Raw genomic sequence first — 15,109 nt, forward strand, 5'->3', positions numbered from 1 at the left:
TTGTTATTCGAATCACCTTGTTTTTATCCTTTATTTACTCTTGCATCAATGGCCCCTAAAATTGTTGCTGTACCTGAACTTTGTATCCAAAGATCCCCTCCTACTATTTTATAGGTGGAAGTGGCTGTTGTTTCGGTTAATTCTCCGTTAACCGTAATTTTTTTATTTTCGAACACCCTCTGTGTATAAGAATGAGAAATATGTTTGTGCTCATTCCCTACTTCCAAATGATTGTCATTTCCTACTTGTACATGAAAATTATTCCCTATGGTAACCGTAAAATCATTTCCTACGGTAAAATTCATATTATTAGGGGCATTTACGGAAATATTTCCTTTTCCGTCCATAAACCAGCTGCTTTTTCCGGGATCGGTTATTAAAATGCTACCCTCTGCATCATTAAACAGTATTTGGGTTCCGCTTCTTGTTTGTATGACTTTAATGTCATTTTCGGCTGTGTAATAGGTCGCAATTTCTCCTCCGTTGTATGCTGTTCCTACTACGATAGGCGCTTCGGCATTGCCGCCTTGAAAGGCTATCAATACGGTTTCTCCTATTTCGGGATTCATAAAACAACCTTTTCCTGATCCGGCATGGGGTTGGATCACTTGAATCCAAGGGGTTTGCTGATTGTCGGGTTTCTGCCAAACAAATTGTACGCGCACTCTTCCCATTCGCAAGGGATCTTTATTATCTGTAACGACGGCATGTTGCAGGGGGGCTTTCGGATATTCGTATTCATCACAATACGCAGGAACGGTTACCTCTTTGGGTAACCCGATAAAGGTATTGGTATATCCTTCTCCATCTGAAAATTCGTGAGTTATTTCTGTTATTCGGTAGGATTCAATGGGGGTTTTACCTGTTTTGAAGATTTCATGCCCGGGCATCCAAATATTTATTTTGGCAATATCTCCTATCCGTAGTTCGGGGTTATTAGAAGTGGCTTCTATATATACCAAATTTTGTTGTTTAACCTTTTGTTTGATAATCGCCTCTTCTATTTCAACCTGTCCTTTGTGTAAAAGACTATGATGGTAATGTGCGGTAGGTGCTTTGGTAAACAAATTTTGACTGGAATTAAAGGCTGATTGTTGAAAGGGATTTGTGGACTTTTGGAGGTTTTCTCTTTCAGAGTTTACCGTGTAATCTTTTCCTTGTATGGGATCGTAAACGGCATAAGAGAATTTTTGAGGTTTGGTTTCCAGTTTAAGTTCATAGTCATATATATCTTCGCCCTCGGTCAATTCAACAATGCGGCTGCCCCATGAAGAAAATTGAAATTTTTCTCCGTTATAATAAAAGTATTCTCCATATCTTACGGCGAGATTTTTTATAAATTGAAAATCATTTTGATTGTATTGAACGGTATAGGGTAATTTGTTTTTAAGGTTGGGATTGCAATCAAACGAAACTATATCTTTTGGATAGTCTTGGGAAACTTCTCGTATAATCTCTTCTAAGGTTTGATTTTCAAAACTTCGGCAATGAATTCCATTTTCCATTAGAAAAGCCGGAGTTTTTCCTCGAATGATAATCTTATTTATCCCGTCTTTTTTATTGGAGGATATGCTTGATATAAGTCCTGTCCATACGGAGACAATTTTTCCAAATTGTATGAAACTAAAAGTTATGCGACTTCCCAAATATTTTTTTGAATTCTGAAGCAAATAGGCATTGGATTCATCGAATTCTCCGTGATCAGCGGTTAGAGTAAATTCATGATCTGCATTGATTTTCTGAATTAGCTTCAAATGTATACAGGTATTTGAAAAAAACGGATTTCCGTTTATTTGTACTTCAATATGAACCAAATGTGAATTTCCATAGAGTTGTTGTTTACTTCCTCCATAGGCAGCTATAACTCCTTTTTGTTGTTTAGCTTCTTCTATTTCTTTTTGAGTTAATAGTTTGAAGGATTCTCCTTCATCCGGCATAATTGGATTCATGACAGGAATGTTTTAGTTAGTTTGTTTATAGATATATAAATATATATACAGGATAAATATAAAGATATTTTTAAACCAAATAAAATATTTTTTATTTTATTTTTTATTAAAATACCATTCATAAATAATTTAAATAGTTTCCAATTATTAACGGTTTATTGTAAAAGATATGCTTAAAAAGTATTTATTTTATATTCATTATAAACGTTAAACATTAATTTATTCCTTGTTTACTCTTTTTTGTTAAATATAGTTCATGATATCATCTTTACGGATAAAAATTCATTATTGGATTAAATGATTAATTCGTTTACATTACGAAATCGATAGTACTAGTTTTCATTTATTAATGAGGGATAAATCGGCGTCTAAATAAATCGTCCGGATGTACTACATTATTAGATTTATAGTAAGGTCTAAATTTGAATCTTTCTTTATAAGAAAAAAGTTTCAAGTAAATTTGTAGAAATAGTTTGTCAATAGACAACTATAATTTTTAAGCCGGATTATAATTTTTCTCTAATTTGTTACTTTTTTCTTTTTTGTTGACGTGTAGATCAAATGTTTAATTAAAAGTTATTTAAAATTTTCAATTTTACTTTTTATTTCACTTATAAAATCGGATGCTAAAGTACTATTAAGTACATGTTCTTCAAATGTCATGGTTAAATTCATAATAACTTTATAAAACTTTTCATTATTTTTTACAATCGGAATATTTTTTAACTTATCTAAACTTATACTCATTGATGAATTCAAAAATAGGGCATCTGTAATTAAATCTTTATCTTTTAGCGAAGTGATCATAAAACTTCCCTGTATGCGGTGTCTTTTAGCCAAATTTTTATAAATCAGAAATGAAATCAAACGTCTTAAATATTGGAGTTGAGCTTCTATTAATCTGGTTTCTTTAAAAAAGATGGAAGTATTATAGTCAGAAAATTTGCATTTATCATAATTTCTTGAATTTCTTCAGGTTTTTTTCATCCGAATCTTTAATTACACAAGATATATTTTTCTTTTGCCCATTGATCTCTTTGTCTAACATAAATTTTGCATTTATGGATTCGTATTCTACCACTTTCGGAAAAAATTTGGAACGTTTAACGGCTATAGTTTCGGAAAACATCTTAATACATCTGATATTATATATATCATATAAGCAGTATAAGAAATTTTTTTTTGTATTGTTATTTCTATGCTCAACGAGATTAGTACCATCTACGGGTACGGAGAGATGGATGGCATTTATTTTTGTGGTGTATATACTCCCTTTATTTGTCTTGAAATAGGCTTTATTGGGTTCATTTTTTTATTATTTAAATGTTAGAATCTTTTAGCGATAAATTCTTTACATTCTTATTAATAAAAAATATTTATTTGAAAATATCTTTACTCCTTTTTCAACATACGCAACTATCTCTAATGGAAATAAAGAATTCCATTTTTCACCTATTTGTGGTGTTGCCCCAAATATGATCATTTTGTATAGCAATCCTTTCAAAAATTCACCTAATTTTTGAGTTTTATTCTTAAGTATTACTTTTTAATAGTTTAAATTTAGTTTGATTGAATTTCGAGTGGTTAGCAGATTCTCTTATTGATTATTTATTTTTTATCTCATATCATTGTATCATTTTTTTATTTTAAGCCATATATGAATTAACAAACGAACCAGTTTTTTGCTATAAAAACACATTCAATCTAATCCTAGTCAATAATAGGAAAATTTTTCCGTAATTATTTTTTTTTAAATGAATTAGTTTCATTCACTACTGCGTTCCCTATATTTAGGATTATCTATTCTTAAAAGATTAGCACCTACTTAATTTCTATTTTAATTTCTATTTTTTATAATTCTTATTGAAATGACCTATATTCTATCTGATATGTGCAAATCAATATTATAATCGTTTTACTTAATTTTTCATATTTCAAGCAGGATATATTAAATTCATGACTGATCATATATCATTTCTATTATCCTGATGTATGCTTTTTATTTATAAATAATTATTGCCAACGCTTTTGATTAAATTTTTAATTGAATTAATCGAATTAACCTATACCGGCTAACATGCCTTTCTTTTAGAATTTAAATACTTACTTTTTGATATTAATATCATTAAATTATATTTTATATTAGTATAAATACTCAGTATTTCATCTAAGGTAGTACTACGCAACTTTTCAAATGAATCGAATCCCATCTGTTGTAATCTTTCTATGATTTTATCACCAACTTATTTTAGTTCTAAAAGGTGTTTCTTTTCTTGTTCTGAAAAAGCCATACAGTTCCTTATCTTTTTGGGAATAAATGTTATGATTTTACTGATTTGAATTTAATTTTTTCCATTTTCTAATTTTAGTTCTAAAGGATTTAAATGGTGCAACAGAATTAATATGGATAAATCGTGCAACAGTCCATGCTGGAGGAAAAGGTTTAGTCCAATTACGCGAGTCTTTTATGAAAAGTGTACTATCATCTAATGAGTTAATCCAATTATTCCAGATAACAAGTTTCTCATTAAATAATTTAATCAGTTCTTGTAATGAATAATCCTCATAAATCTTATAAAAGTGTTGATATAATGTGCCTAACTGATTCCATTTGTAGCCTTCTGCTGGTAATGTTGGGGTTTGTCCAGCGAGTTCAAGATCATCCCAAGACTTGACAAGATCCATCCATCCTAATTGATAAGCAATCATTTGACTTGGAGTTCGATCCACTCCATCTATTAATTTATCTTTATCTGATTCGGATAATTCACTGAATTCATCAATAAATAGCTTAGCAGTTTTATTTATGTCATCCAATAGATGCTGTTTATTCTCGTAATTCATTTTATTTTTTTTAACTTATTAAAATGTTTCATTTTTTCATTTCAAATATATGAAAATAAATATACAATATTTTATTTGTTTTACATTTTTTCAATATATATAAGTTATTTATACATTTTAAAATATAAAAATATGGTTATTTACACTTATTCACTCGAATTTATAATATAAAAATTTATTTTTTAGTTTAATAAAATTATTTTTTTTATAATTAAATAATAAAAAATATTTACTGAATACGAGTAAAATATTTCGTACCGATTCAATCAAAAAACACAATAACAATAATATATAAATAAACACAAAAATGACAATTATCAGGAGTTTAACTTATATATTTTTATTAATTTTAAAAAATTATTTTAAAATTTATAAGTATTATTGTGTATAAATAATTTAATTTTAAAATGATTTATATGAATGATTATGACTTTAAAAAAGAATGTTCATAAATTAATCAGTAAACTTATTTTATCTAACCTGATAAAATTTGGATTACCTTATTTATAGATTTTTTTTCTAATAAAAACCAATTTTTATAATTAAGCATAATTACTATACTGCCTGGTTAGGAGTAATTATATTATACTAACCGGATACGATTAAAATAATTACGATAAATATTATTGAATAAATATAATTTAATATATAAAAATGAAAATGAAAAATAAAATTACCTTAAGCTTCTTATGTCTATTATTTATTATTATCAATTTTTCTGCCCAATCAATCTCAAATAATAATAATAGTTATAATGCAGGATTTCGTGAATTAAATTTAAATGATAATTCACGACCGCTTCAAATTGCTTTAGTATATCCTACTTCAGCAAAACATCCCATGGCAAGAATTGGAGACAATGAATATATCATTGGCGAAAGTGTAATTTATGATGCGAAAATATCCGATAAAAACTTTCCTTTGGTTATTTTTTCCCATGGACTGAATGGGTCTTGGGATAATCATGTTTGGTTAGCTGCAGCTTTAAGTAAAAGGGGATTTATTGTGGCAATGCCTAATCATCCCGGAACTACCTTGCAAGATATGGATCCGCAACTTGCTCGAAATATGTTAGCCCGTCCGGAAGATATTCGCCGTACGATCAGTTATTTATTGGAAACTAAACAATTTTCGGATCATATAGATGCTAATAATATCTCTATTATCGGGCACTCTTATGGAGGATGGACTGCAGTAGAAGCTATTGGTGGTAAATCTTCTGCTAAAGTTTTCAAAAAAGAATGCCGTAAATATCCTATCATGTTGGCATGTGATGTTTTTAATGAGCAAATGAAAGACTTAGATGAAACATCAGATTTTTTAAAATTAGACAAGGACATGAAGGATTCCCGTATCAAAAAAGCTGTAATTTTAGATATAGGATTTGGCCGCATGTTTATTCCGTCCAGCTTATCGGAAATAAAAATTCCGGTTTTAGTGTATTCCGCCGGACCATTTGTAGAAAGAATACCGGCAAAATTAGAAACCGGTTATTTAACTAAATATTTACCGTCAAAAACAACTAAGCACATACCTTTGAATAAAGCTACCCATTACAGTTTTATGGCTATCTGCAGAAACAATGCAATTGAACTATTTCAAAAAGACAGACCGGATCAAGTTCCTACTTGTCAATTTGATACGAATGAGCGTGCAAATATTCATATTCAATTGATTGACCAAATAAGTAATTTCTTAGTAAAATAACCAGAAGCTTTAAAAAAATTTCATAAATGGCAAGAGTATATAAAAACTATTTTATAGCCTTGCCATTTTTATATACATCATTTCAATAAAATTAGAAAAAAATCACCGATAATTATATATAAGTTACTTAATCTTTAAAAAACATGACTTAACTTCTATTACTGTTATGATATCCTCAAAACCCTTTTCCTTATTTCGTTTTTAATCTCTACTAAAAAAGTGTAAAATTTTATCCCTGAATTTTAAAATAATAATCTTATTTTTGCAGGCAATACAAAGACAACAACACAACGCTAAAAAGTTTTATTATGTTTGAAAAGATTCTTATTGCAGAGAATTTCTCTAACGATAATTTTGCTGTTAAAAAGATAGTTGAAGAACTAAATATTCCTCATATTGACCAAGCAAATTATTGTGATGATGCCATTTCTAAAATTCGAAAGTCTTTTTCTAATAATTTACCTTATGGACTATTAATTACAGACTTAACATTTGACCCTAATCAAGAACATGCCATTACATCAGGGGAAGAACTTATTAAAGTAGCCAAAGAGGAATTTCCCGATCTTAAAATTATTGTTTTTTCCATTGAAGACAGACAGCCTATTATTAATTCTTTTTTTGAAAAATATAATATAGATGCTTTTATAACGAAAAGCGCAGAAAGTGCAAAAGAATTAAAGAAAGCTATAGAAGATGTTTATGAAAATAAAATATACCTGTATTCCAACAAATCTCAAAAAGGCGGATTATTTGAGTTCACAAACAACGACCTGGAATTAGTGCGCCTATTATCGGTTGGTATGAATGTACCTGAAATTTCAGTCAAATTCAAAACAGAAAAGGTATATCCCAACAGTGAAAGTTATTTAAATAAAAGATTGGTATCGATTCGACAACATGCCGGAGCTGCTACTACTTTACATTTACTTACTTTATTTTCAGATTGGAACTTAATATAAATCGTACGGTAAAATTTATTAAAAAATATTTTACAAACTAATTGATTTATTTTCAATTACATATGAAAGTTTAATGCATATATTCATGAAATCCATCAATTAAACAGTAAATATCCGATCCCTATATCCTTTCGGTATATAAATGATTGTTGAAACAGTTAGCACCTCATAAATATGCCTTTATTTTATTAAGGATATATCATTGATATTATCTAAATATCAATCAAATTGCTATTTTATCGCTTCTTTTTCAACATAATTCATAATAAATTTGCATTTATGAAGCGAAAAGATAATTTGTCTTTATGGTTTGCAGGAGACATCAAAGCCGGATTCCCTTCGGCAGCAGATGATTTTCACTTGGAACGAATTAATTTGAACGACGAATTAATAAGAGATCCCGAAACCACTTTCTTGGCACGAGTAAATGGGGATTCTATGAAAGATATGAGGATTTATAACGGAGATCTTATTATCGTGGATAAAGCATTGGAACCTAAAAACGGCAATATTGCCGTATGTTATATAGACGGGGAATTTACATTAAAAAGACTAAAAGTAGTAAAGGAAAAAGGAATAGTAAAAGAAATTATTCTCCTGCCGGAAAACAAGGAATACGAACCGATCCGGGTTACTCCTGATCAAGATTTTATTATTTGGGGAATACTTACCCATACCATTATAAAATTTTCATAGCATGTACGCTTTATTAGATTGTAATAACTTTTATGCTTCTTGCGAAAGAGTGAGTAATCCCTCTTTAACAGGTAAACCTGTTTGTGTGCTTTCAAATAACGACGGCTGCGTAATTGCCCGCTCCAATGAGGCAAAGGCCCTCGGCATCCCTATGGGAGCTCCTGCATTTAAATATGAAAAAGTATTTGAAGAAAATCAAATATTCCTCTATTCCGCCAATTTTCCTCTGTATGGTGATTTAAGTAACCGTGTAATGAATATCATCGGGCGTTATTGCAAAGAAGTTGAAATATATTCTATCGATGAAGCATTTATGAACTTTAACGGCTATATGCAATTGAATTTGCGGGAACATTGTTTAGATTTAAGAAAATATATACTTAAGGGTGTAGGCATTCCTACCAGCATAGGAATTGCTCCTACTAAAACACTTGCCAAAGTAGCTAACAGGATAGCCAAAAAATATCCTGAGCAAACCCATAATGTATATGTTATTGATTCTCCCGAAAAAATTGAAAAAGCACTCAAGTGGTTGCATATTGGAGACATATGGGGAATTGGAAGAAGATTAAACAAACGATTTCAGGCAAAAGGTATTCGTAAGGCTTATGAATTGGTTAATCTTCCGGAAACATTTATACGTCAAGAAATGGGAATAGTAGGAATCCGAATGATCAATGAATTAAAGGGAATTCCTCAGCTGGATATAGATTTGCCGGCTCGTAAAAAGTCCATTGCCACTACCCGCACCTTCGATTACATGACCGACAAACTAGAAGATTTAAAAGAAAGAGTAGCTACCTTTGCCGTGAAATGTTCAGAAAAATTACGCGCACAACAAAGTTGTTGTAATTATGTGACTGTATTCCTGCATACAAATTTCTATAGGGGCGATTTAATTCAACATCACCCCGCTGTTACTTTAACGCTGTCTAATCCCCACAATTCAGCTATTGAGTTAAGTAAATGCGCTCAAAAAGCATTGGAAACCATATATAAAAAGGGGTATCAATACAAAAAAGCAGGAGTTATTGTTTCCGGTCTAATCCCTGAATCGGAAAGACAAATTTCTTTGTTTGACGAGGATTATTACCTGAAGCACCAACCTATTATGAAGATTATGGATAAGTTGAACCATAAATACCATGAAGATAAACTGAAATTGGGTTGTCAAGATATTAAAAGGACTTGGAAGATGAAGCAGACCCGACTTTCTAAACGTTTCTCTACCGATATGAGGGAACTTATACAAGTTAAAGTATAAGGAAGATCCGGCTAAATATCATCCGATGATAATTTTATAAAAAAACAGAGTGAATATGCGTGAGGATTTAAAAAAGATGGTTACCGATTTACCCACCGTTCCGGGAGTATATTATATTTATACCCATGAAGAACGATTGATTTATATCGGAAAAAGCAATAATATCAAAAAAAGATTAAGCCAACATTTTACCTGTACCGACCGCAAATCGGTAAAAATACAAAACTTTGCTTCCAAGGTCAGGTATGAACCTACAGGAAGCGAATTAATTGCGCTGCTTATGGAATCTGAGGAAATAAAAAACCATAAACCTATTTATAACAGAGCGCAAAGGCACAACATTTTTTATTATGGTTTATATCCCGAAATAACTCAAGAAGGGTATATATCTTTACAATTGAAAAAAATAGATAACCGATCACAGGAAATTAATTCTTACTTGAGCTTAAAGCAAGGAAAAGAAGATTTATTCCGCATTACGGAAACTTATAAACTTTGCCAAAAAATAAACGGATTGTATAAATCCAAAGCCCAATGTTTCCAATATACGCTACACGAGTGTTTAGGCGCCTGCGTTAATGAAGAACCCGTAGATGATTATAACAAGCGTGTGCATCAATATTTAGAAAAAAATTCTTTTCCACAAGAAACCTTATTATTAAAACTTCCGGGAAGAACAAAGGATGAAAAGGGATTAGTTTTAATTGAAAACGGAATTTATAAAGGATTCGGATTCTGCCCGAAAAGATCTCGAAAAGATCCGTTAACGTTTATTATGCCTAAATCGGATAACAAAGATGCGAGAAGAATTTTAAGAAGTTATTTGAAAAAAAAATAAAACATGTTTACTACAAACCTAATAATTTTGTTTTCAATCAGTAATTATTTCCATACCGGTAATGTACTTTTTTGCCTCTATTAAATACAGACAGACAATTGTTTACGTTTAATAAATCGTTTTTAGTGTTATATTATTTTACCTAATAATTATTTTAATTTAAAAAAATTTTCAAGATATCTTTTATAAATTTTTACATGAAAAATTAATAATAAAATAAAAATCATACTAGATAAAAAAGTAAACCATAAAGGCGAAAAAACTATCAACCAAGACCATTCTATAATATTTAAAAGTTTTAAAATAATAAAAGTAATTGTTAAAAATCCCGGCAAAGAAGAAAGAAAAATTAATAGTTTCATTTATCTAGAAGTTAGTTTTAATTTTTCAATTATATTGTGAAAAATTTATTTAGTGCACACAAAGATACAAATTTCTAAAAAAATATACGAATTTTAATAAAAATACATGTATTTTATACAAGAAAGATAAAATAAAATAAAATATAGTATAATTCTAAGAATTCTTGATTAGTCGAATTTGATCGTATTCCATATATAAAACACACTGAGCCATTTTGTTAACTTCGTCTTGATCGTGAGAAACTACTAAGGTAGTAGAACCAAAAACAGCATGTGTCTTTAAAATTTCGTTTTGAAGTTTTATCCTCATCGTCGAATCTACAGAAGACAAAGGTTCATCCAGAAGTAATAGATCCGCTTTTTTAGCCAAAGTTCTTGCAAGAGCTGTTCTTTGTTTTTGTCCTCCTGAAAGTTTATCAGGTTTCTGATTTCGTAAAGCATCTAATCCATAAGACTTAATTAGAGTATCCACCCATGCTTTATCTTTTACTTTATTTTGTGCAAAAGATATATTTTCTTCCACCGTCATATTAGGAAATAAAGCATAATCTTGAAACATAAAACCTATGTTTCTTTTTTGCGGACTTAAATTTATGTTATTTAAAGAATCGTAGAAAATGCGATCTCCTACTTGAATTATTCCCCGATCGGGTTTTGTTAAACCGGCAATCATTCTAAGAAGTGTAGTTTTTCCTATTCCCGAAGGCCCGGAAATACATATTAATTGGTTTTCGGGAAGTTCAGTTTGGACAGATAGAATACGACTTCCTTCCGAGGTTAAAATTCTATATTCAATATCAATATATATCATTAAGAAAATTATATAGTTTTAATTTTAAACCCTTTATTAATGCTATAAATGAGAGTAAGCAATATAAATGAAATTAAAAATAAAATAAATGAATATTGATTTGCGGTTTTATAATCTAATGCTTGTACCTGATCGTATATGGCAATGGAAGCTATACGAGTTTCTCCGGGGATATTTCCTCCAACCATTAACACAATTCCAAATTCTCCTATGCAATGCGCAAAAGTTAATGCTACACCGGTGATAAGAGAAGGCTTTATATTAGGTAATAAAACTTTGAAAAATGTAGTTGTTTTGGATTTTCCTAAAGTATAGGCGGCTTCTCTATAACTTACAGGAAGAGAAGAAAATCCATTTTGAATAGATTGTATCATAAAGGGCAAACCTGCTATAATACTTGCTATAATTATGCCTTCAAAAGTAAAAGCTAATCTGGTATTAAAATGTTTCTCTAAAAAAGCGCCCGGCATGTTTTGAGGACTAAAGGCCACCAATAAATAATAACCCAATACCGTGGGAGGAAGAACTAAAGGCATACAGATCAAAGCTTCTACCAGGGGTTTTATTTTGAAATGCGTATATGCCAACAGGTAGGCAACCGGCAACCCTATAAACAATAAGAAAAGGGTTGATAGAGTTGCCAACTTACCTGTAAGCCAAAGAGTGTTTATAAAATCTTCGCTCAATTAATTAATCTTTTTTTGCTAAACCGTATCCGTATTTTTTCCAAATATTGTCACATTTGGAACTGATGATATAATCCAAGAAACGAGAAGCTTCACCGTTTTTTTCCCACCCGTTTATAAGTACGGCAGCTTGTGCTATCGGTGGACATATATCTTCCGGTAATACATAATAGTGCCCCTTATTTTTCATTTCGGGTGCTAAGGCCAGCGATAAAGCAATAAACCCTATTTCTGCATTTCCTGAAAATGCATATTGAGCCGTCTGATTAATATTTTCTCCCCATACAATACGTTTACTTATTTTATCGTATAAATCCTCCTTTTTAAGTGCATTAACAGAATTTAAACCATAGGGAGCATTGTCCGGATTAGCAATGGCTATTTTTTTAACTTCCGGTAACAAAACGGCTGACAATCCTTGCGATAAATTCAATGTAGAACTCCACATGGCTACTCTTCCGTAACAATAGTTAACTGCCGATGCAGAAGTTAACCCTCGATCTTCTAATTTGCCGGGAAATTTAGTATCTGCAGACATAAAGAGATCAAAAGGGGCTCCATTAATAATTTGTTGGGTTAGAGTTCCTGAAGATCCATAAGTAATTTGGAGATCTGCGCCCGGGTAATCTTTAAGATATTGTTCTTTAATTTCTTCCAGTACATATCTTAAATTAGCAGCAGCGGCAATAGTAGCTTTACGTTCTTTTGTACAAGATATTAAGCCGAATAAAAATAGTAATATCGGCAAAAAAACTAGCTTACGTTTCATGATTATATAAAATTTTTAGTGTTGTGCTCCTTCAATTATTTTGAAAATATGCAGTATCGAAGGAAAAACTGCATCCATAGATTCTTCTGCTCCTTTGGTTGAACCCGGCATAGTAATTACTAAGGTATTTCCGATTAATCCGGCTATGCTTCTGGATAACATGGCTAAAGGCGTTCTATTTTGCCCATAGCTTCTTATCGCTTCAGCCACTCCCGGAATTTCTCTTTCCAGTAAAGGTTGAACCGCTTCAGGCGTAACATCCCTCTTAGATAATCCGGTACCGCCGGTTACTAAAATTAAATTTACTCCTTTCCGGTGATATTCTCTAATTTTGGTTTGTATATCCTCTTTTTCGTCCGGAATAATTTCATAATCGGAAACATCTACTCCTATGGTTTGAAGTTTTTCCATAATTACTTTACCAGCACGGTCTTTTTTATCACCCTTAGAAATGCTGTCAGAACAAACCAATATGGATGCAGTTAATGGTAAATCAAATGAATTTCTTTTATCTGATTTTCCACCTCTTTTTTCCAGTAATTTAATTTGTTGGATTTCGACATTCTTATCAATGGGTTTAAGCATATCATACATCGTTAGGGCAACTACCGATGCCGCATGCATAGCTTCCACTTCAACTCCTGTCTTATAAATGGTATGTATTTCAGCATAAATATAAATCTCTAACTCTTTCATTTCATAGGTTATGGAAGTATATTCTATGGGCAGCGGATGACAATCAGGAATCATGTCACTTGTTTTCTTTGCCGCAAATAATCCGGCAACTTTTGCCATTTCAAAAATATTTCCTTTGGGAACTTTGTTATCCTTAATAGTTTGAATAGTTTGTTGAGATCCCACCTTAACCACCGCTTGAGCTATGGCTTTTCGTAAAGAATTACTTTTATGCGTTATATTTACCACTTTTTTATTTTTTTAAATTATTTTTCTGCTTTGGTTGAAAAGAATACCGGTTTGAAAGTAATCATGATATAAGCCCATTGTGGAAACTTGGTATCAACCCCCAATTGATCTTTTAGTATTCTTGTTCCTTTGTTTTTCATATAAGTACTCCAACCTGCTTGTAAAGATAATGTTTGAGAAACTGTATAATCTGCCAATAAATCTATTTCAGATCCTATGCCTTTGTTATTTCGGTTATCCATTTTTTCAGCAGTTGAAAAAGTATGGAATCCTCCGTCAAAACTAAGTTTTGAATTAGCTTTTACAGACACTCCACCGTATAAATCAAGTAACCCTTGCTTAGGTAAGGTTGCCCAATACTCCATAGATCCATTAAAAGAATGGTTAGCACCATAAAGTTTATTAAAGGTGTGATCTTTAGATTTTGATAACGTGGATTTGGAACCTGAATAATAATCAACCCCTACGTTAGCTGAAATGAAATCGGAGAATCTATACTTAGTTTTCAAAGCTAATAAAGAAGCATCTAATTTACTGTCAGATCTATCATATCCAAACTGGTAATATCCGGTTGCATAAAATGAAAAAGGAATGCTGCGATCATCTAATCCAAAGTTAGCTCCTACTGTATTTCTAAAGATAGAAGTTTTTACTTCTTCAGGAACTTCTCCTTTTTGGAATCCTTCATTAACCCATATGGCAGAAGCTGTAAATTTTCCAATTGGTTTATATAACCAAGTATAGAATAATGATTTATAACTTTTGTCATACACAGATTCATAAAGGACATCTGCCGCATTGTTCCAACCTCCTCCGACATGTGCTTTAAATTTAGAAGTTTCGTATTTTAATTTTAAAAGGTCATGTGCATTAGGGGTATTGCTCCAATTACCGGATGAAAAAAGACGCTTGTCGTCATATTCTAAAATTTGACGTCCTAAAACTCCTGAAAATTCAGGGGTAAAGAAATATTCTGCCCAAGCTTCGTATACTCCTAAATTATTTCCGGTTTTATTTATTCCATTTGATCCGTACGTTTCCGTATCTTGTAAAGTAATTTTAACTTTATAATCTTTTTCAGAATAAGTAGCACCCAATCGTACCCTTAAATTATTCACATAAGCAGCATCTAAAGAATCTGCCAAAGGCTTACGAAAACCACTTCTTAATTCTCCTCTGGTTCTCAGTTCTCCGTCAATTTTAATTTTCTGTGCAGTTAAGAGACTTAAACTCCCTAAACTAAAAAACAACAAATAACAAATTTTTTTGTGTTTCATAAATTTAATTTTAGTTAATA

At 31.0% G+C, this 15,109-nt stretch carries 16 protein-coding genes; 5 read left to right on the plus strand and 11 right to left on the minus strand.

Annotated elements, in window-relative coordinates; all coding sequences use genetic code 11:
- Positions 1-23: 23 nt before the first annotated feature.
- From GFV01_RS05395 to GFV01_RS05415, 5 genes are all read right to left on the minus strand, one after another.
- Positions 24-1,949, minus strand: coding sequence for a type VI secretion system Vgr family protein (locus tag GFV01_RS05395; RefSeq protein WP_160565429.1), 1,926 nt, complete (start codon positions 1,947-1,949; stop codon positions 24-26).
- Positions 1,950-2,525: 576 nt separating this feature from the next.
- Positions 2,526-2,789, minus strand: a complete 264-nt coding sequence (locus tag GFV01_RS05400) for a hypothetical protein (protein WP_160565431.1) — start codon at positions 2,787-2,789, stop codon at positions 2,526-2,528.
- Positions 2,790-2,901: 112 nt separating this feature from the next.
- Positions 2,902-3,078 (minus strand): hypothetical protein, encoded by a 177-nt coding sequence (locus tag GFV01_RS05405; protein ID WP_160565433.1) that lies wholly within the window; start codon positions 3,076-3,078, stop codon positions 2,902-2,904.
- A gap of 222 nt (positions 3,079-3,300) precedes the next feature.
- Positions 3,301-3,453, minus strand: coding sequence for a hypothetical protein (locus GFV01_RS05410; protein ID WP_160556486.1), 153 nt, complete (start codon positions 3,451-3,453; stop codon positions 3,301-3,303).
- A gap of 824 nt (positions 3,454-4,277) precedes the next feature.
- The gene (locus tag GFV01_RS05415; protein ID WP_160556484.1) at positions 4,278-4,793 is read right to left on the minus strand and encodes a ClbS/DfsB family four-helix bundle protein; all 516 of its coding nucleotides are present in this window, start codon (positions 4,791-4,793) and stop codon (positions 4,278-4,280) included.
- Between the two features lie 660 nt (positions 4,794-5,453).
- On the opposite strand from GFV01_RS05415, the gene GFV01_RS05420 reads away from it, so the two are divergent.
- The 5 genes from GFV01_RS05420 to GFV01_RS05440 all read left to right on the plus strand — a co-directional run bounded on the left by GFV01_RS05420 (position 5,454) and on the right by GFV01_RS05440 (position 10,260).
- A complete protein-coding gene (locus GFV01_RS05420) occupies positions 5,454-6,500 on the plus strand; it encodes an alpha/beta fold hydrolase (RefSeq protein ID WP_160556483.1) in 1,047 nt (348 codons plus the stop codon).
- A gap of 308 nt (positions 6,501-6,808) precedes the next feature.
- On the plus strand, positions 6,809-7,462 hold the full coding sequence (locus tag GFV01_RS05425; RefSeq protein WP_160556480.1) for a response regulator: 654 nt from the start codon (positions 6,809-6,811) through the stop codon (positions 7,460-7,462).
- Between the two features lie 279 nt (positions 7,463-7,741).
- A complete protein-coding gene (locus GFV01_RS05430; protein WP_105297408.1) occupies positions 7,742-8,158 on the plus strand; it encodes a LexA family transcriptional regulator in 417 nt (138 codons plus the stop codon).
- Position 8,159: 1 nt separating this feature from the next.
- On the plus strand, positions 8,160-9,422 hold the full coding sequence (locus GFV01_RS05435; RefSeq protein ID WP_160565435.1) for a Y-family DNA polymerase: 1,263 nt from the start codon (positions 8,160-8,162) through the stop codon (positions 9,420-9,422).
- A gap of 55 nt (positions 9,423-9,477) precedes the next feature.
- Positions 9,478-10,260: a GIY-YIG nuclease family protein gene (locus tag GFV01_RS05440; RefSeq protein ID WP_160565437.1), complete on the plus strand. Its 783-nt coding sequence runs from the start codon at positions 9,478-9,480 to the stop codon at positions 10,258-10,260.
- Positions 10,261-10,409: 149 nt separating this feature from the next.
- On the opposite strand, the gene GFV01_RS10275 is transcribed toward GFV01_RS05440, so the two are convergent.
- From GFV01_RS10275 to GFV01_RS05470, 6 genes are all read right to left on the minus strand, one after another.
- Positions 10,410-10,622 (minus strand): hypothetical protein, encoded by a 213-nt coding sequence (locus GFV01_RS10275; RefSeq protein ID WP_160556474.1) that lies wholly within the window; start codon positions 10,620-10,622, stop codon positions 10,410-10,412.
- A 154-nt stretch (positions 10,623-10,776) separates the two neighbouring features.
- Positions 10,777-11,433 carry an ATP-binding cassette domain-containing protein gene (locus GFV01_RS05450; protein WP_160565439.1) on the minus strand — a complete coding sequence of 219 codons (657 nt, stop codon included), beginning with the start codon at positions 11,431-11,433 and terminating at the stop codon, positions 10,777-10,779.
- Positions 11,434-11,441: 8 nt separating this feature from the next.
- Positions 11,442-12,119, minus strand: coding sequence for a molybdate ABC transporter permease subunit (gene modB / locus GFV01_RS05455; RefSeq protein WP_160565441.1), 678 nt, complete (start codon positions 12,117-12,119; stop codon positions 11,442-11,444).
- Positions 12,120-12,123: 4 nt separating this feature from the next.
- Positions 12,124-12,888 carry a molybdate ABC transporter substrate-binding protein gene (modA, locus tag GFV01_RS05460; protein ID WP_105297402.1) on the minus strand — a complete coding sequence of 255 codons (765 nt, stop codon included), beginning with the start codon at positions 12,886-12,888 and terminating at the stop codon, positions 12,124-12,126.
- A 15-nt stretch (positions 12,889-12,903) separates the two neighbouring features.
- A complete protein-coding gene (gene moaCB, locus GFV01_RS05465; protein WP_160556470.1) occupies positions 12,904-13,812 on the minus strand; it encodes a bifunctional molybdenum cofactor biosynthesis protein MoaC/MoaB in 909 nt (302 codons plus the stop codon).
- A gap of 17 nt (positions 13,813-13,829) precedes the next feature.
- Positions 13,830-15,089, minus strand: coding sequence for an alginate export family protein (locus GFV01_RS05470; RefSeq protein ID WP_160556468.1), 1,260 nt, complete (start codon positions 15,087-15,089; stop codon positions 13,830-13,832).
- Positions 15,090-15,109: the final 20 nt, after the last annotated feature.

Origin of the sequence: Apibacter sp. B2912 (genome assembly GCF_009827835.1) — a bacterium.
GTDB lineage: Bacteria > Bacteroidota > Bacteroidia > Flavobacteriales > Weeksellaceae > Apibacter.